Below are 17872 nucleotides of genomic sequence, written 5' to 3'. Positions count from 1 at the left end.
AACAACAACTCACCACATCACATACGCTGTCACTCGTCGCATGAAACCCGGTGTCCACTCCCGGGGATCAGCCTCACCCATCAACATCTACCGCCCTGATTAACAAACTACCGCTAGAAATCGGTGGTTGTGAGGAAGCGATCGCCACGCATGCCCAGGAGGATCCCCGACAGCGTGGCGCAGAGGGAGGCGATGACTGCCGTGAGGCACGCGGGGATGGATGCCGCTGAGGAAGAACTATTCCAGAGGTATGTCTGAAGTTGGTCGTCTGCTGTGAAGCCCATCCACGCGCTGATCCAGTAGTGCGGAATCCAGGGGGCGGCAGGGGTGCGGCATACGGGTGCGAGCGCAAGGACGGCGCCGAGTACGGCGGAGCCCATGGGCACGGCTCCGCGCAGGAGCGTGGCCGCGCTCATTGCTGTCGCGAGGAAGAGTACCTGTACCAGCACTGCGCGTCCCGCCGTCTCCAGAACCAGGCTCCAGGGCGGTGATCCCGCGTTCAACCTGACTGCGCCGTAGTGCCATTGAGCGAGATGCGCACTTCCCAGCACGACCAGGGCACCGATCAGCGTGAAGCCGACGGAACCGGCCGCAGCGATCAGGAACTTGCGTGCCATCAAGACCGCGCGTCGCGGCTCGACGAGCAGGCAGGAGACGAAAACGCCGGCTTCGAAGTCGGCCGAGACAAGCACGATCGCCAGCGCGGTAGCGACGACGAGGCCGGCCAGCGATCCACTTTGCATGGCACTGGTCCGCAGCGCGCCACCGAGCGTGCCCGCCGCTGCGATCGTGGCGCGGCCGCCGGCCCGGATCGCGGCCTGTTGTGTGCCCAGGACCGTCATCGCTGCTTCGAGCAGTAGCACCCCGGCAGCTGTGAGCAGGAATGTGGGGGTCAACAGCCGCCGAGCCTCGGCGGCGTATCGCCACAGCATCACAGCAGCCCACGCCTTGGGTGGCCGGAGCGCAACCACCATCCGAGGCCGCCTACCAGGGTCGCCGCAACGGCGGCGCGTAGGAGTAACGGAGCGGGGTGTGTCACTGCTGCCGGCCAGGCGTGGTCCCAGATCCCGTGGTTGCTGGTGTAGTGCGCCAGTGACGCGACAACTCCGGCCGGCGTCCACTGCCAGATCACTGGCCACGGCGCACCGAGGAATGCGGTGGCAGCGAGGACCGCACCGAAGCTGATCACCGCCCCCCGGGTCCGCCAGCGCGCGGCGGCGAGGACGCCGAGTCCCACCGCGACGGCCGTAACGACGGCGGCGGTGGCGACGCGTCGGATCGAGTACCAGATCAGTGCATTGTTGCTGGGTATCAGCTCGGTCAGCGGGTAGGCGTGTGCGAAGTACCAGTAGTCGAGCCCGAGAACAAGAAGTGTGCCGATGGCGAGCATGCCCATCAGCAGGGACCAGAGGGCGATCCCTTTGGCCAGCAGGATCCGGTCCAGGCGACGCTCCGCAAGCAGCAGCACGGTGGCGGTCCCCTTCTCCCACTCGGCGGCGACGGCCATGGCGGCGAGAAGGAAGGCCGCGACTATGCCCGGTGCCGAGCCGAGTAGTCCGGCCACCCAGCCGGGGGCTCCTAGTGGGTGTTGGCTTGCGGCACCGGCTGCACCGATGGACTTGCCCCAGGCGAGGAAGGATTGAGCGTCATGCCATTCGATCAGGGCGATCCGGTGGCAGTCCGCAAGATCCTGGCCGGACCTGCCCGCGCAGTTGGCGAAGGTCCTCACCTGGTCATGCAGCATGTTGTAGTCGTTGACCGAAGCCTGCCACTGCTCTCGGCCGAATTTCTGCCCGGTCCAGGTGATGTCGGCAATGCCGATCAGGAACACCGTCAGGAGGACGAAGACGATCGGTCGAGTGAGGAGCTTACGCAGCTCGCTGCCGATCAGCAGGCGCATCATCGGGTCGGCTCCTCGTCGTGCAGCTCGAAGAACCACTCCTCCAGGCTCTGAGGTTGGCCCGGTCCGCCGAACGGCAGCGCGTCCAAGGGCCCCTCGGCCACGACTGATCCTTCGCGGACCACGATCACCCGGTCGCAGACCCGCTGTACCTCGTCCAGTTGATGGCTGGAGACCAGCACGGCCGTGCCGCGGGCACGCTGCTGCTCGACGATGCTCCGGACCAGCCGCACGGCCTGGGGGTCGAGCCCGTTGTTCGGCTCGTCCAGCACCAACAGATCCGGCGAGCGCAGCAGCGCGCTCGCCAGTGCAAGGCGCTGGCGCATTCCCTGAGAGTACGTCCGGATCCGCTTGTCGGCCTTGTCCGTGAGCTGCACCAGCTCCAGGGCGCGCTGTACCTGCCCCTCGTCCCGGTCACCGCCTGTGTGAAGGAGCGTGCGTAGCATGGTGCGCCCGCTCATCCACCGATAGAAGGCAGGGACATCCAGCGAGGCACCGATCCGACGTGCGGTATCCGGTTTGAACGGTGCCGCCGCGCCGAATGCCTCCACCATGCCTTCGGAGGGTGGCAGGAGTCCGACCAGCATCCGCATCAACGTGGTCTTGCCGGCGCCGTTGAGCCCCAGAAGGCCCACGACTTCACCGGCGTGGACTTGCAGGTCGACACCGTTGACGACGTGCTGATCGCCGTAGCTCTTGCGCACTGTGCGCCCGACCAGGACGGCCGGGCGCACGCTGGTGTCTTGCGTGTTCATGAGGTCTGTGGCTTCCCCAAGAGGTCAGTTGTACGAGTTGGAGCCCGTCATGTCGACAACCGTGTTCGTCACGTCGCCGTCGGGGCCCAGCTCACCGTTGAAAGTCCAGTGGTAGTCACCGGGCCCACCGTCGGGGTACGACTGCCAGGTGTAGCTGTTGTCGCACTTCCACGCGAGCTCTCCCACCTTCACATCGGGGAGTACGTCGTGCTCGTGGTAGACCGAAAGGTGCACATCTCCGGACCAGCGGTCGATGTAGTCGTTGCACGTATGGAGCGCGAGGTTGTTCTCTCCGTTGGAGAACCACGTACGGGACTCGAAACCACCGCCCGAGTAAAGACCGTTCGCCTGCCATTCGAAGCTTCCGCTGGCCCAAGCTTGTCCGGCGAAGAGTGCGCTGACCAGAGCTGCGCCTGCGGCGACGATTGCAAGACGCCTGCGATTCATCGTGGATCGCCTCCCAGATGGAAATGAACGCACCGGGAAGCACAGCCGTCAGAGTGCCACGCACTGCCCCCGGTCTTCTGACATGCGACAGGATGCCGGTCCGCCGCGGCCGATGTCGTTAGCGCAGAGTCCACAGGAACTTGGCAATGCGTCTACTCGGTGACGCGGCGGGGTGTTCGCACCCGAAGTTGGCCAAAATCCCTGTAGATCTTCTGCGATCGGCAACGGTGAAGTGGTGTTCGCGCTCGTGCCCAGCAGGACACGAGGGGAACATGACGGCGTGACGGGGGAACATGATGGCGTATCTGGTCGAGTTGCCACTTGATGACAGCGATGCAGCGCAAGTCGTCAAGGTTGAGCTCCAGGAGAAGCCGGCCGACGGGCTGGTGAAGGTGTCGCGGCCGGGACAGGTGATGGCCAGGGCGACGCGCTCGATGGGCGACATGCTGTCCAGTGTCCGCCCAGTGGCCCAGGAACTGGTGGGCAGCTTCTCCGAGATGACGCAAGGGCCGCAAGAAATCACCGTCGAGTTCGGCCTGTCGCTCTCGGCTGAAGCCGACATCGTGATCAGCAGCAGCACGGCGCAGGCGCACTTCAAAGTGGCCCTGAAATGGGACCGGCCGAGCGACCGGGAGGACAAGGGCTCCCGGGCTGATCAGCGGGAGCAGTGAGGGTGCCGAAAGCCCGTGAGCCGTTGAACATGGGCGGCGCTGGCATCCTCGACTTCGCCGTCCTGCGCATTGCGGATCAACGGGGAATCTGCTGGGGTGCCGGCTTCCTGGTAGCGGATCGGACGGCCGTCACCTGCGCCCATGTGGTCAGCGCTGCCCTAGGAACACCCGAGGAACAACCGCCGGACGACGCCGCACGGCTGCTGGTGTCAGTGCCACTGTCGAGTGGCCCCGTGATCGGCGGGGACGGGGTGCCGGCGCGGATCGTGCACTTCGCGGCGGACGACGACGTCGCGGTGCTGCAGCTTGAGGAGGCGATCCCGCACGGGCGTCCGGTCACATTGGTCGACGCCGCAGACGTGTGGGGGCACCCTGCCCGCATATTCGGCTTCCCCCAAGGGCGCCCGGCCGGTGTCTGGCACGCCGGTGTGCTGCGGTCGCGTCAATCCGAGGGGCGGATCCAGACGGACCTGGCATCCGATGGTTACCGGGTCTCCGGAGGATTCAGCGGCAGTCCAGTCTGGGACGAAGACCTGGCCGCCGTCATCGGCATGGTAGCGGTGGCCGAGTCGGGGGAACCCTCAGCGAGTTACCTCATCCCCACCGACGTGCTCCTGCGCAGCTGGGAACCACTGCGAGCCTTGACCCAACCGGTGTCCCCCTTCCGCGGCCTCGCCCCCTTCCAAGAGGCGGATGCAGCCTCCTTCCACGGCCGGGAGGAGGAGAGCGACGAGCTGACCGCCAGGATCGCCGCCGAACGCCAGGTGTGTCTGGTCGGCCCGTCCGGATCCGGTAAGTCCTCGCTCGCCCTGGCCGGCGTCGTGCCACGTCTGCGTGCTCAGGGCTTCTCCGTAGGCGTACTGCGTCCCGCCTCCGGAAACCGACCGCTGTCAGCGCTGGCGGCCACACTCCTGCCCCTGCTGGAGCCCGACCTGACGGCCGTCGAGCGGCTGGACAAGCTTCCGTCCATGGTCCGCGTCCTGTCCCGGCACGGCGTCGCGGACAGTGTCGCCGCCATCGGGGAACGGCACGGCACACGGGGGCTGCTGCTCGTAGTCGACCAGTTCGAGGAACTGCTCGTCCTCGCACCCGACAAGGTCGGCGAACTGGCCGATGCCCTCTACACGGCAGATCTCCCGCCGACCCTGCACGTCCTCACCACCCTCCGCGCCGACTTCCTGGAAGCCGCATTGGCCCATCAGCAGGTGGGCGCCATCCTCCGCAATCGGCTCTATGCCCTCAGCGCTCCCAGCCCGCAGCAACTGCGGGCGATCGTCACCGCGCCGGTGTCCACCCTTCCCGGAATCGCCTACGAGCCCGGTCTCGTCGAGCGCGTCCTGTCCGACGCCGGAGAGGAACCCGGCGCCCTGCCCCTCCTCGGCTTCACTTTGGACCGGCTGTGGCACAGCCAGCGCAGCGGATTCCTCACCCACGAGGCATACCAGGCCCTGGGAGGCGTCGCGGGCGCTGTGGGGCACCACGCCGAACGGCTGTGGAACGCCCACGTCCCTGAGCCTGCGGTACCGGCCGCCCACCATCTGTTCGCCTCGCTGGTACGTGTCCCCCTCACCGCGAGCGCAGTCACCCGGCGTACGGCCCTGCGCAGCGAACTGAACGCAGAATCCTGGGACATCGCACAAGCCTTCACCGACGCACGCCTTCTGGTCACCAATCGCTCCCCAGAAGGCGTCGAGACGGTCGAGGCGGCTCATGAGGCCCTCATCAGCGGATGGCGACGGCTGGCCGACTGGGTGGAGGAGGACCGCGCCTTCCTCGCCTGGCGGGAAACGCTGCGCCACGACCATGAACGCTGGGACAGCAACGGCAGGACGCCGGACCTGTTGCCGACGCGGACGGCGCTGGAATCCGCCGAGCGCTGGTTGCAGGACCGCGGTACGTTCTTGACCCAAACCGAGAAGGACTACCTGCGCCGCGGCAAGGAGCACCGACACGCACGCAAGCGACAGCGGCGTGCCCTTGTGACCACGCTGACCTTCCTCACCGTGCTGGCCCTCCTGCTCGGCTCGCTGTTTGCCTACTACCGGTACGTAAGCGGCCAGCGCGCGGCTGAGTCGACCTCACGTGCACTTGCACAGCGATCGGCCGACATCAGCCCGTCGGATCCGGTTCTCTCCGTCATGACGGCCCTGGCCTCCTACCGCACATCCCCGACCGACCAGGCACGTGACGCCCTGTTGCGGGCTCAGCTCGCCTATCCTGCAGATCAGCGCATGCTCTCCGGGTCGGACGGCTCCGTGCGCGGCCTCGCCGCCAGCGAGGACGGCGAAGTGGTCCTCGTACATTCGCAGGCGGGCAAGCCCACACTTTACGTCCACGCGGCGACGGGAACGGTGCGCGGACAGCGGCTCGACCTGCCGTACCAAGCCGCAATCGACTTCGTTTCCCAAGACGGCCACCGAGCCGGGTTCTTCACCGAAAACCGGGACGTGGTCTGGTTCGATGTCCAGCGCGATGGCCCATCGGGGCACTTGATCGGCCCGGCACATCATCTTCCGGCCCGACTTGGCCCACCGTCCGGACTCAGCAACATCAGTGGCGACGCCGCGATCTCCCGTGACGGCCGTATCGTCGTCCTTACCGGTGCGGGATCTACTTCCGTTGTGTGGTGGGACCTCGAACGCGGGGGGTGGGGCAAGGTTCCGCTCCCGTCGGGACTCTCGGCGACCACCAGTTTCGACGCCGTGCGCATCGCGCCGGACGGCCGGACGCTGCTGGCCGCCGTCTTCGACTCGGAGACGAAGAAGAGTTCACTTCTGGCCATCGACCGGGAGGTACACCACACACAAACCCTCATGCCGGCGGGTGCGCACTTCACTGTCTCCGACGCGGGAGGCGCTGTCGCCAGTTGCGAGTCGGCGACCGCAAAGGGAAAGCACACCCTCGTCATCCGCAGTACCAGTCACCCCACCATCATTGGCCGGTACACAAGCAGCGGCCTGGCGGACGACGAGGACTGCGGACTGCGGGCGATCGACGACAACGGCAGGTGGGCGGTCACGCAGAAAGAGAGCGTGTCCCTGCTCGATCTGCAGAACAACCGGTGCCCCTTCACCGAACCCGGGGGACACTACGACGAAACAATCAACAAAATCGTTCTGCCCCACGGAAAACCCGCCATCCTGGCCTCCACCCAAAAACGCGTCTTCTACGTGCCGCCCCTTCCGCAGAGCCCACCCCTCAATCCCCTTCCACAGCCGAAGCTCTCTCCGAACGGTACATCGGTCGTGGGCCTCTCGAATGATGGAAAGTACATCGAGCGCCGCACAGCGGACGATCAGGGATCGGTACTCGCCAAAGCACAGCGCAAACAAGAGGACTTCGAAAGCCAGAAATCGAAGCTCGGTTTCAGCGCGGACGGGAAGACGGTCGCCGACCAGACCGGGAAACGGACCGTCGTGCTCCGCCGGTCCTCAGACCTTGAACCGGTCCGCACTATCACTGCTGCGGACCCGCCGACGGACAGCGAGGGGGAGCCGGACTTCCGCTTCTCCTTCGACGGCGACAGTGTGGTGACCCGGTCCGGCACCGTAGTGCAAAGGTGGGACCGGAACACCGCTGACAAGACGGCACAGTTGGACCTGAGGCAGGTGATTCACGATCTTCCTCCCCACCCTGACATCGAGTTCGCGCCCTACCCACAACCCGACGACATTGCCGTTGTGGTGTGGGGAGACCCTTATGTCCACATCATCGACATCGCGGCCAGACGCGAGACACGCAAGATCAGAACTGGACCGGACACCGCGAACGTACAGTTCGACCGAACCGGAGAGCACTTCGCCCTACTCCGCCGGGGAAAGAACATAGAACTCTGGCAGAGCAACCCGCCCAGCAAGCGGATTGGGCCGCTGTTCACTAGCGATAAGGATGATCAGGAATTCACTACCGGGTTCCTCCCCTCTGGCCAATTCTTGACCGCCGCAGGCACATCGGTACGCTTCTATGACATCGAAGCCGGACAGGCGCAAGATGCCTACACCTTCGGCACATCCAAAAATTTGGACAGCGCAGGATATTCGTACGTCAGCGCATCAGCCGACGGACGAACCATTCTGTTTCGCGACAACGAACTCTCATCTCCTTACCACATCATCCGACTCAACCCGGACGACTGGATGCACGACCTGTGCCGCCAGATCGGCTACCGCGAATTCACTTCCGACGAACGGGCGAGCATAGGGACCTCCATCCCGGACGAACTACTGTGTCACGGCGAATAACGCCTCAGCTCGGGATTCTGCATCGAGATGTCAAACCGGCCAACGTCCTGCTGGAGCGAAGCGGCAGGGCCGTCCTCACCGACTTCGGCATCGCGCTCTTCGGAGGTTCCTCCGGGCTCACCCGTACTGGAGACATCGTGGGTTCTCCCGACTATCTCGCCCCAGAGCGCGCTGCGGGCCACCGACCGGGTCCGCCCTCAGACCTGTGGTCCCTGGGCGCGACCTTGTATGCCGCAGTCGAGGGCCAGTCGCCTTTCTGGCGCACCTCGACCCTGAGCACGCTGCAAGCCGTGATCTCAGACCCGTTGCCCGAACCGCGTCACGCCGGCCCTCTTGCCCGGTCATCGAGGCGCTGCTGCGCAAGGACCCGGATGCGCGGCCCACGGCAAGCCAGGCGCAGCGCATGCTGGAGGACGTGGCGGCCGGAGTGGCAGCCCCAGAAGAGACACATTCCGCCACCCAAGTGGTTCGTCCCAATGGGGCGGAATCCGCAGGTGAAGCGCCCGCCGACCAGTCCACAAGGTCGGCACAATCAATACCCGTGCCGTCGTACGGCGGCAGGGTTCCAGAAGACCAGGGACCGGGTGCCCCTCCGCCGGGCACCGCTCCGACGGCCAGGGGCTCGCCCCTCCGGAAGCCCCAGGCACCAGTCGCGGTCGCCGCAGGAGGCTGCTGGTCGTACTCGCTGCTGTAATGGCGACAATCCTGATCGGCGGCCTGGTGTGGGCACTTACCACCGAGAACGGAACAACGCCGGGGTCGAAGTCCACGTCGCCAACCGTCACCCAGACTCCCCCGCAGCAGCATACGGAACAGCCCCCGAACGTCACATCGACGTCTAAGAACCCCCCACCGACTACCGGCAACTCCCCATCGACGACGGCAAGTTCTTCACCGTCGTCGATGAGTTCCACGGCGTCTCCGCCACCGGCTGTGAAGAGCCCAGACAGCACCGTGAAGTCGTATTTCGACGCTATCAACGCTGCTGATTATAGGCAGGCTTGGGAACTCGGCGGCAAGAACATTCAGGGGGGACCCTATGAGTCCCTCGAGAAATCCTTCGAAGGCACAGCCAATGAATCGGTCACCATAAACTCCGTCAATGGTGAGACAGTGGAGGTCGAGCTGGACGCCACCCAGACGGACGGAACCCACCGTCACTTTGCAGGAACATACACAGTGCGCGACGGTGCCATTGTCGCGGCTGACATCCATAGTCAATGAACTGTTTTCTCCTGTCCTGCGGGGGAAGCTGCAGGACAGCAGGGTGGTGTAACGAGACGAGACTCCTGGTCACTGCGGTGGTGTTCCTAGGCAGCATGCATCGTCCGAGGAGCCTCGCTCGGTCCCGTATCGTGCCATGGTCGATGTCCCGCACGAGCTGGTTGAGCACGTCTCGTGGCTGATCTATGCCCGAAGGTGTGAACACGGCTCGCGGTGGCGCAAGTTGGGCTGATGGCTCTGATCGATACCCTTTGGCTCTGCTTCAGCGCCACGCCGGCCCCAAGAACACGATCCGGCCCTATGCACGGGTCTCAGTCGCTCCGGAGCGCCAGGCAGGTTGACGTGATGGGGCATTCAGATTGACACCCAATCAACCTCACTGCAACGATTGCATGGTGACAACTGTGCGGGTGGCGATCGTTGACGACCATCCTGTGACACGAGAGGGCGTTGCGGCGTTGGTCGCCGCCGACCCGCGGTTCGAAGTGGTGGCCTCCGTCGATGACCCGGCCGCCTTGCCCCGCGATGACTCGGTCGATGTCGTGGTGCTCGATCTCTACCTGGCCGATGGCAAACCGTCGACGCCCGCTGTTGCTGAACTCGCCACACATACAAGGGTCTTGGTGATGTCCGCGTCGCGGGCGCCCGCCGACGTGCTGGCGGTTGTGCGGGCCGGAGCGAGCGGCTACGTTACCAAGGACACGGCCAAGGCGACGCTGCTCGCGGTGCTGACCACGGTGGCTTCCGGGGGGTTCTCGCTCTCGCCGCAGCTGGCGGACGTGCTCACCGCCGCGCTCACGCCCCCGCCGACTGTGCCCGAAGACCCGTCGGAGCTCCTCTCTCCGCGGGAGCGCGAGGCGTTGGATCTGATCGCCGCCGGGTTCACCCATGCGCAGGCCGCCCGGCGTATGAACGTCACGAAGGCGACGGTCGATACATATGTGGAGCGCATCCGCGTTAAGCTCCAGGCGCGAAACAAAGCCGAGTTGACCAGGATCGCACTGGCAGCGCGACGAACTTAGGGCGGAGCGGGGTAGCGGGGGATGCCCAGAGTGGGGCCGACGGGGGTGGAGCGGCTTGCGGCTCGATGGATCCGTACTTCGGTGGGAACGGTCGTCGTTGCGTGCCCGATGGTGTGGTGGGCCGCGGGTGCCGGCAACCGTGGTGTTCTCGCCGCAGGTGTGACCGCCTCGGTGGCAGTGATTCTGACAGTCCTGGGCGTCAGATCTGCGCGAGCGGCCGGGCGTGAGCTCGACCGGGAGGCGGCGGAGGCGATCCATGTCGCGCAGGAGGCGGCGCGTTCCGAGGAGCGTGAGAGGCATCAACGGATCCTGCACGACCGGGTTTTGCAGATCATGGAGATGCTGGCCCGGGGCGACCGGCGGTTCGACACAGGGGTTCGCAGCCAGGTCGCGCACGAGGCGGCATGGCTGCGCGACCTGGTGGAGACCGGTAGGGAGCGGGAACCGGGCAATCTGGTAGCGGAATTAGAGGCCCTGGCACGGGCTTACGCCCTGCAGCACCTGCGGGTCGAGGTCAACACCGCCGGCCTCGCCGCAGCCGGGAATCCACACGACCGGCTTCCACGGTCCCATGTGGCGGCCCTGGTGGAGGCATCCCGCGAGGCACTGACCAACGTCGTCAAACATGCCGGCACCGACGTCGCCACCATACGTGTCAACCACGGACGGGACGGTCTGGTGCTCACGGTCGTGGACGCGGGCCGTGGATTCGAGGGCGAGCCGGAGAGCGGCACGGGACTACGGCGATCGATCATCGGCCGCATCACCGAGGTCGGCGGCGCCGTGCTGATCGAGAGCGCCGAAGGCGAAGGCACTTCCGTGGAGCTTCGGCTCCCCATTCCTTGAGGTGACATGGAATTCCTCTTTCACGACGGCGCTCGCGAAACCGAGCACGTCCTCACCGTCACCGACCCCACAGCGCAGATCAGCGACCTGGCAGAGGCGCTCGGGCAGAACCCGGCGGCTCTCGTGATCGACGGGCGCCTGGTCGCGGGCTCGGTGGGGCTGCAGGCGTCCGGGCTGGTGACCGGCTCCACCGTCGAGCCCGCGCCGGCGGTGGCGCACACCCGGCCCGAGCGGCCACCTCTGGAGGCGCGCGTGGTCGCGGGGCTCGACGCCGGCGCGCGAGTGCCGCTCCTGCAAGGCGAAACGTCCATCGGGCGGGAGACCGTGCCTCATGGCATACGCATCGACCACCCGTCGGTCTCACGCCAGCACGGCGTCGTCACCGTGCCGGAAGCGGGCCCGGCCACCGTGGCGGACGCGGGGTCCCGTAACGGTGTCGACGTCAATGGCGTACTGATCACGAAGGCGACCACGGTCGCCGAGCACGATGTGATCGGCGTGGGCGGCGGTGCGTTGGTGCGTGTCGTCACCCCGCCCGACGATCGTCGGCGGGCGAGGGTCGACACCGTGCACGGGGTGCGGCACGGTTGGCTTGTGCCGTTCCCGCGCCAGGCACGGGAGGCGCTTCCGGCTCCAGTGCCATTGGAACCGCCAACACCGCCGGAGCGCCCGGGCCGGTCGCCGTTCCTCTTCACCTCCTTGCTGGCGCCGATCGGGCTCGCCGTCGTGACGGTCTGGCTCTTCCGGGATCCGCGGTTCGCCGCTTTCGCGGTGCTGACACCGATCGCGTATCTCGCGTCCACGCTGGAGGAGCGGTTACGTGGTAGGGGTGGCCGCCGTACGGGCAAGCTGGGTTACCGGACGGCGCTTCAGGCGTTCGAGGCGGCGGTGGAGCGTGAGCATCGTGCGGAGCTGGTGCGCCGCCGGACCGAGGGGCTGGACCCAGCCGAGGTCGCCTTCCGTGCCCAGATGCCCGGGGCGTGCCTGTGGGAAAGGCGCGCGACTTCCGACGACTTCTTGAAACTTGCGGTCGGCATGGGGGACCAGCCCTGGCAGCCGCAGCTCTCCGGCGATCGGAGCCGCCAGGACGCCATGCCCGACGAAGCGGCCGAAGTGCTCGCGCGGTTCGGGGAGTTGCCGCGCGTGCCGGTCGTGGTGGATCTGGGGGCCCACCGGGTGCTTGGCGTCGAGGGACAGCGCGATGCCGCGCTCGCGGCGGTGCGCATGCTTCTGTGTCAGGCCGCGGTGGCGGCCGGCCCGGCCGATATGGCGGTGGCGGTCTTCAGCAACTCCGCCTGGTCGGCACGCTGGGAGTGGGCGAAATGGTTGCCGCACCTGTTCGACCGGGCCCAGGGCACGACCCGGATGGTCGCGGTAGGCCGTGCGGAATCCGACACACTGGCCGCCGAGTTCCTTGCCAACCACCCGTTCCCGGAAGCGGAGCAGGGCGTTTTGCTGGTCGTCGTCGACGGCGCCGGCCTGCTCGAAGGACGCAACTGCCCGCTGCGCGACCTGCTCACCCAACGTACCGGAGCCACTCGGGCGATCATCCTCGCCGATCCGCTTCCTGCGTTGTGCCAAGTCGCGTTGACGGTCAAGGCTTCGGGCTCCGGTGAGCTGCGCTACGCCGCGTCCGGTGAGCGCCACGGAAACATGCTGGTGGCCGGGGTGAGCGAGGAGCGTGCCCGTGCCACGGCGCGGGCGCTGGCCAGGTTCGAAGATCCGGAGATCGCGCTGGCCGGTGCGGGGCTCCCCGAGCAGACCCCGTTGCTACCGCTGCTCGACCTACCGGATCTCAAGACCGAGGCGCTGGCTGAGCGTTGGCGGGCGGGCGCCCGCACTCTGCGGGCCCGGGCTGTTCTCGGCGTCACCGACGGGGGCCGCTACGAGGTCGATCTCGACGACGACGGGCCGCACGCGCTGATCGCCGGCACCACCGGCTCGGGCAAGAGCGAACTTCTGCGCACTCTCATCGCGGCTCTGGCGACCGGCAACGACCCCGACCACCTGGTCTTCGTCCTCATCGACTACAAGGGCGGCGGCGCGCTGGACGAGTGTGCGCGGCTGCCCCATGTCGTGGGGCTTGTCACCGACCTCGACGAGCAGCTGAGCATGCGCGCCCTGCGGTGTCTGGAGGCCGAACTGCGGCACCGGGAGCGGATGCTGCGCGCGGCAGGGCTCTCCGACTTCCGCTCCTACCAGCAGTTGCGGGACAACACACGGCCCGATCTGGAGGCCATGCCGCGCATGGTGGTGGTGATCGACGAGTTCGCCACCCTGGTCAAGGCGCTGCCAACGTTCGTGGACGCGCTCGTCGACGTCGCCCAGCGGGGCCGCACGCTGGGCGTTCACCTGGTGATGGCGACACAGCGGCCGGCCGGTTCGGTGAGCGATGCCATCAAGGCCAACGTCAAGTTGCGCATCGCGCTGCGCCTGGAGACCGCGGAGGACTCCAGGGACGTGCTCGACTCCCCGGCCGCGGCGACGATCGGACCCCGGCAGTGGGGCCGGGCGTTCCGCCGAGTCTCCAACGGGGAGGTCGAGGCCGTCCAGACCGCGCTTGCCACCACGGTGACCGCCACCGGGGCCGTCCACGAACGGCTGCGACTGGCGCCGTTCGGTTTCGGGCGCGGTGTGCCGGACCAACCACGGGCCGAGAAGCCGCTCGCCGAAACCGACCGCACCGACCTGCAGCGCCTGGTGGATCTCGCCTGCGACACGTTTGCCGCGGGCGGTCACGCCGTACCGCGCACGCCGTGGCCGGACCCGCTGCCGCACCGTCTACCCCTCGGCGAACTGCCGGTGCACGCCGAGACCGGCCTGCAGACGCTCACGACGGCGCTGCCCGCCTTCGTCCTGGCCGACGACCCCGACCACCAGCGCCAGCTCCCCCTGGGCTGGGACCCGGACGCGGGCAACCTCCTGGTCTTCGGCGCTGTCGGCTCCGGCACCACGACCACCCTGGCCACGCTGGTTCTGGCCTGGACGCGCGTTCTGTCACCCGACCGGCTCCATGTGCATGTCCTCGACCACGGCGCCGGCGACCTGGCACCTCTGTCCCAGCTCCCTCACACCGGCGGATACGTCCGCAGCTCGGACCGGGAGCGGATGATCCGCCTCATCGGCCTGCTCACCAAGGAGCTGGAGCACCGCAAGGCGGGCGGCGGTACGGGCTTCCCCCGCTGGCTCGTCGTCGTCGACGGACTCGGCGCGCTGCTGACCGGCGGTGACGACCAGGTGCTGGACGGTCTGATGACGCGCCTGGCCCAGGTCTACGCCGAAGGACCCGCTGTCGGCATAGCGCTCGTCGGCACGGTGGACCGCGCGGGCGGAATCCCGGGAAACTGGCTCGCTCGCACCGCACAGAAGCTGGTACTGCGGCTCGCCGACCCGTCCGATTACTCCGCCTTCAACATACCCGTACGGGAAGTTCCCGCCGGCAGCCCAGGATGCGGCCTGGTGGCCGCCACCCGACAGGTCGTGCAGGTGGCGGCCCCCGGGGCCGACCTGGCCCGGGACGTCGCCGAGATATGCCACGCCTGGCCTGGGACGTACGAAGTCCCCACCATCGGCGCGCTGCCACCGATAGTGCCCCTCGCGACACTGGAGGCCACACCACGCGCCACCACACACCCCTGGACCATCCCCATCGGCGTTGCGCAGGAGACCCTCGCCCCGGTCCACCTCGCCATCCATGAACACGACCACGTCCTGATCGCCGGACCGCGCCGTTCCGGACGCAGCACACTTCTGGCCACGGTGGCCACCGGCCTGCTGAAGGCCGTGGACGCCCCGATCTTCGCCTACGCACCCCGCAACTCGCCGATACGCCAACTACCGCCACCTGTACGCCTCGTGGCGGACATCTCCGAACTTGCTGCTCTCGTCGAGGAGAACGAGCGGCCCCCGGCCGTCCTGATCGACGACGCCGACGCGTTCGAGGACTTCAGCGGCCTGTTCGTGGCATTGACGACACATCAGGACCCGGGCATCCACGTCATCGCCGTCGCACGCAACGAGGGCGAAGTGCGCAGTGGCATGCACTGGCTGGCGAATGTACGCCGCAGTCGGTCCGGCGTGCTGCTCATGCCCGACATGCTCGATGGCGAACTCCTCGGCACCAACCTGCCGCGGCGCCCCGCACTGGCCATGCGGCCGGGACGCGGATACCTCGTCACCGACGGTTCGTTCAACGCCATCCAGGGCGCCGTACCGGAAGCCGCGCTGCCGGAGGAACGGTCGTGAACGGCGCCGATGTGGTGCGCGCACCACAAGAACGTGTCCTGCCAATGCCCGACACGGTGAACGCTACTCCCGGTGCCTGCCTCGCCCTAAGCTCAAGTCACCTCAGAAGCCCGGTACGCAATGGCAAGGCCGGGGGGCACAGGAAGGCTTATGACCATGGCTGTTCAGGTTCTCGCCGGTGCGAACGCCCAGAGCAACGCGGACCGTTTCAACCAGGCCGTAGTGGCCTACCAGCACCAACTGCAGGAGGTTCAGGCGGCCGGCAAGCAGCTCGGCGACCCGAACGATTGGAGGGGCGCGGCTGCGCAGAAGTTCAACTCCGACTTCGATGCGTTCCTCAAGCAGGCCCACTCGCTGAACCAGCGCCTCGAAACCATGGGGAGGAACGCGAAGAGCTCCATCGACAACATCGACCACAGCGACCANCTTCGATGCGTTCCTCAAGCAGGCCCACTCGCTGAACCAGCGCCTCGAAACCATGGGGAGGAACGCGAAGAGCTCCATCGACAACATCGACCACAGCGACCAGAGCGGCGCGGGCACCTTCAGCGGCTGATATCTCGACCCTTCAGCCCGCGGCCCTCTCCCCGGCCATCTCCGGGGAGAGGGCCGCGGGCTGGTGTCGGCTGGAACCTGCACGGATTCGGCCCGCCTGCCCACGGCTGGATACGGTTTTCCACCTGGCAGCGCGAAAGGGATGGCCATGAACTCAGGAATGACTGAAGCCGAGTTGGCGGTGCTGGGCGCCCGCCCGTTGACACCGGACGACCCGGAGCGGGTGGGACGGTTCCGGTTACTCGGGGTGCTGGGCGCCGGTGGCATGGGACGGGTGTACCTCGGCTGGTCCGACGGCCGCCTGACAGCGGTGAAGGTGATACGCCCTGAGTTGGCCGACAGCCCGCAGTTCCGACGGCGCTTCGGACACGAACTGGAGGCTGTCCGGAGGCTCAACACCGGTTCGACCGCCCGCCTGATCGACGCGGAAGCGGATGCGACACGGCCGTGGATGGCGACGGAATACGTACCCGGAATCCCCTTGGACGACGCGGTGGGCCCGCAGGGCTCGCTGCCACGAGCGGCGGTCTGGCGGTTGGCGTTCGGAGCGGCCAACGCGTTGCAGGCGATCCACCAGGCAGGCATCATTCACCGCGACCTGAAGCCGTCCAATGTGATCCTGGCGTCCGACGGTCCCAAGGTCATCGACTTCGGCGTGGCACACGCCAGCGATCTGAGTCAGGTGACGGTGACCGGCCAGCACGTCGGCACACCGTCCTACATGGCGCCCGAGCAGGCCACAACCGGTGTGGTGGGAGCCGCTTCCGACGTTTTCGCCCTCGGCGGCCTCCTGATGTTCGCAGCGACAGGCCGACCACCCTTCGGCGGTGGCAGCCCCACAGAAGTGCTCTACCGCGTGGTGCACCAACCACCCGACCTGACAGGGCTCCGGGACTACGACCCGGAACTGCACGACCTGGTGAGCAGGTGTCTGCACAAGGACCCCGAACAACGCCCGACCGCCGCAGCGGTAGCCGCCGCCGTCAGGGACGGCCATACCGTGCCGCACTGGCCCGAACCGCTGAGGAACCTGATCGAGCCGCGTACGGCGATGGCGGCCAGGACGTCACTCGTCGAACCGGGTTCCAGCACCGGCCCGGTAACCGCTGCGGGAGGCACGACGGGAGGTCTGCCACGCCGGGAGGCTGCCGCCCCGACGGGTAGGCGCCGTGGGAAGGTCTTCCTCGCCGCCGCGCTGGCCGTCGTACTCGTCGCGGCCGGAGGTGTCGCCGCGACGCTGCTGACACGACATCAGGGGACGGACCGGACCGCCTCGGCAGCGTCCCATGCCACACCGTCCACGTCGCCGAAGCGGTCCGTGTCCGCCAGCGCTTCTGCCGGCGTCACGTCAGCCAAGCCGACACCGGGCCCGTCCACGTCCCCGAGCGCGTCCGACCATCCCCCGCGCAACCCGGGCGGGACCGTCACCCCACCAGGGGCGCCTGGTGCCAGGACCCCCGGACCGGGGACCTCGGGCGGCGGCAACGGGGGCACAGTGCCGCAACCGGCCCCCTCCGTGACGGTCACCACCCCCGCGCCCAACTGCGGTGAATGGAAGCACCAGGACCCCCACCCGGGCACGTACGCGTACCTGACCGGCAACTACAACCTCAAGGCGGCCCCCTACCCAGAGTGCGCAGACGTGGCAGCCGTCAACGAGGGCCGGAAGGTCTGGTTCGGCTGCTACGTGGTCAACGCCAACGGCAGCACCTGGGAGTGGGTGCACGTGGACGGTGAATACACCTCGGGGTGGATAGCCCTCGGCCGCCTCAGCACCCCGAGCGGCGCAAAGTACCGCTGCTAGGGAGTGCTCCTGGTTCGGATCACGTTGCGGGGCGCAGGCTCCGGAGCCAGATCAACGCGCCGGCGTAAGTGGGGGTCGGGCCGGGGTGAGGCTGATCCCCGGGAGTGGACACCGGGTTTCATGCGACGAGTGACAGCGTATGTGATGTGGTGAGTTGTTGTT

Annotated in this window: 13 protein-coding genes; 8 read left to right on the top strand and 5 right to left on the bottom strand. The window is 67.3% G+C overall.

Going from position 1 to position 17872, the window contains the following annotated elements:
- Positions 1-113: 113 nt before the first annotated feature.
- Genes ACO1BR_RS42135 through ACO1BR_RS42120 form a run of 4 tightly spaced genes read right to left on the bottom strand, consistent with a single transcriptional unit; the run spans position 114 to position 3102 of the window.
- Positions 114-932: a hypothetical protein gene (locus ACO1BR_RS42135; RefSeq protein ID WP_426800420.1), complete on the bottom strand. Its 819-nt coding sequence runs from the start codon at positions 930-932 to the stop codon at positions 114-116.
- Positions 932-1900: a hypothetical protein gene (locus ACO1BR_RS42130; RefSeq protein WP_426800419.1), complete on the bottom strand. Its 969-nt coding sequence runs from the start codon at positions 1898-1900 to the stop codon at positions 932-934. Before ACO1BR_RS42130 ends, ACO1BR_RS42135 begins: the two co-directional genes overlap by 1 nt.
- On the bottom strand, positions 1900-2634 hold the full coding sequence (locus ACO1BR_RS42125; RefSeq protein WP_426800418.1) for an ABC transporter ATP-binding protein: 735 nt from the start codon (positions 2632-2634) through the stop codon (positions 1900-1902). Before ACO1BR_RS42125 ends, ACO1BR_RS42130 begins: the two co-directional genes overlap by 1 nt.
- A 45-nt stretch (positions 2635-2679) precedes the next feature.
- Positions 2680-3102 carry a hypothetical protein gene (locus ACO1BR_RS42120; RefSeq protein ID WP_426800417.1) on the bottom strand — a complete coding sequence of 141 codons (423 nt, stop codon included), beginning with the start codon at positions 3100-3102 and terminating at the stop codon, positions 2680-2682.
- A 296-nt stretch (positions 3103-3398) separates the two neighbouring features.
- Between ACO1BR_RS42120 and ACO1BR_RS42115 the strand changes: the two genes are divergently transcribed.
- From ACO1BR_RS42115 to ACO1BR_RS42085, 7 genes are all read left to right on the top strand, one after another.
- A complete protein-coding gene (locus ACO1BR_RS42115; protein WP_426800416.1) occupies positions 3399-3773 on the top strand; it encodes a CU044_2847 family protein in 375 nt (124 codons plus the stop codon).
- Between the two features lie 2 nt (positions 3774-3775).
- On the top strand, positions 3776-8014 hold the full coding sequence (locus ACO1BR_RS42110) for a trypsin-like peptidase domain-containing protein (protein ID WP_426800415.1): 4239 nt from the start codon (positions 3776-3778) through the stop codon (positions 8012-8014).
- Positions 7921-8856 carry a serine/threonine-protein kinase gene (locus tag ACO1BR_RS42105; RefSeq protein WP_426800414.1) on the top strand — a complete coding sequence of 312 codons (936 nt, stop codon included), beginning with the start codon at positions 7921-7923 and terminating at the stop codon, positions 8854-8856. Before ACO1BR_RS42110 ends, ACO1BR_RS42105 begins: the two co-directional genes overlap by 94 nt.
- Positions 8857-8968: 112 nt before the next feature.
- Complete coding sequence (locus ACO1BR_RS42100; RefSeq protein ID WP_426800413.1) at positions 8969-9238, top strand: hypothetical protein; 270 nt, start codon at positions 8969-8971, stop codon at positions 9236-9238.
- Positions 9239-9642: 404 nt separating this feature from the next.
- Positions 9643-10260 (top strand): LuxR C-terminal-related transcriptional regulator, encoded by a 618-nt coding sequence (locus tag ACO1BR_RS42095; protein ID WP_426800412.1) that lies wholly within the window; start codon positions 9643-9645, stop codon positions 10258-10260.
- A 159-nt stretch (positions 10261-10419) separates the two neighbouring features.
- A complete protein-coding gene (locus ACO1BR_RS42090; RefSeq protein WP_426800411.1) occupies positions 10420-11106 on the top strand; it encodes a sensor histidine kinase in 687 nt (228 codons plus the stop codon).
- Positions 11107-11112: 6 nt separating this feature from the next.
- On the top strand, positions 11113-15351 hold the full coding sequence (locus ACO1BR_RS42085; RefSeq protein ID WP_426800410.1) for an FtsK/SpoIIIE domain-containing protein: 4239 nt from the start codon (positions 11113-11115) through the stop codon (positions 15349-15351).
- A gap of 102 nt (positions 15352-15453) precedes the next feature.
- Here the strand turns inward: ACO1BR_RS42085 and ACO1BR_RS42080 are convergent, their stop codons facing one another.
- The gene (locus ACO1BR_RS42080; protein WP_426800409.1) at positions 15454-15768 is read right to left on the bottom strand and encodes a hypothetical protein; all 315 of its coding nucleotides are present in this window, start codon (positions 15766-15768) and stop codon (positions 15454-15456) included.
- A 298-nt stretch (positions 15769-16066) separates the two neighbouring features.
- On the opposite strand from ACO1BR_RS42080, the gene ACO1BR_RS42075 reads away from it, so the two are divergent.
- The gene (locus tag ACO1BR_RS42075; protein WP_426800408.1) at positions 16067-17710 is read left to right on the top strand and encodes a protein kinase domain-containing protein; all 1644 of its coding nucleotides are present in this window, start codon (positions 16067-16069) and stop codon (positions 17708-17710) included.
- The last annotated feature ends 162 nt before the right edge of the window (positions 17711-17872 follow it).

Source organism: Streptomyces sp. YGL11-2, from assembly GCF_050054615.1.
Lineage (GTDB): Bacteria > Actinomycetota > Actinomycetes > Streptomycetales > Streptomycetaceae > Streptomyces.
Note: the sequence above shows the minus strand (reverse complement) of the source record. Positions and strands in the feature narration are given on the sequence as shown.

Excerpts from the sequence above, each read along its gene's own strand:
- ACO1BR_RS42135 (WP_426800420.1), bottom strand. The coding sequence starts at position 932 with ATGCTGTGGCGATACGCCGCCGAGGCTCGGCGGCTGTTGACCCCCACA.
- ACO1BR_RS42130 (WP_426800419.1), bottom strand. The coding sequence starts at position 1,900 with ATGCGCCTGCTGATCGGCAGCGAGCTGCGTAAGCTCCTCACTCGACCG.
- ACO1BR_RS42120 (WP_426800417.1), bottom strand. The coding sequence starts at position 3,102 with ATGAATCGCAGGCGTCTTGCAATCGTCGCCGCAGGCGCAGCTCTGGTC.
- ACO1BR_RS42115 (WP_426800416.1), top strand. The coding sequence starts at position 3,399 with ATGGCGTATCTGGTCGAGTTGCCACTTGATGACAGCGATGCAGCGCAA.
- ACO1BR_RS42085 (WP_426800410.1), top strand. The coding sequence starts at position 11,113 with ATGGAATTCCTCTTTCACGACGGCGCTCGCGAAACCGAGCACGTCCTC.
- ACO1BR_RS42075 (WP_426800408.1), top strand. The coding sequence starts at position 16,067 with ATGACTGAAGCCGAGTTGGCGGTGCTGGGCGCCCGCCCGTTGACACCG.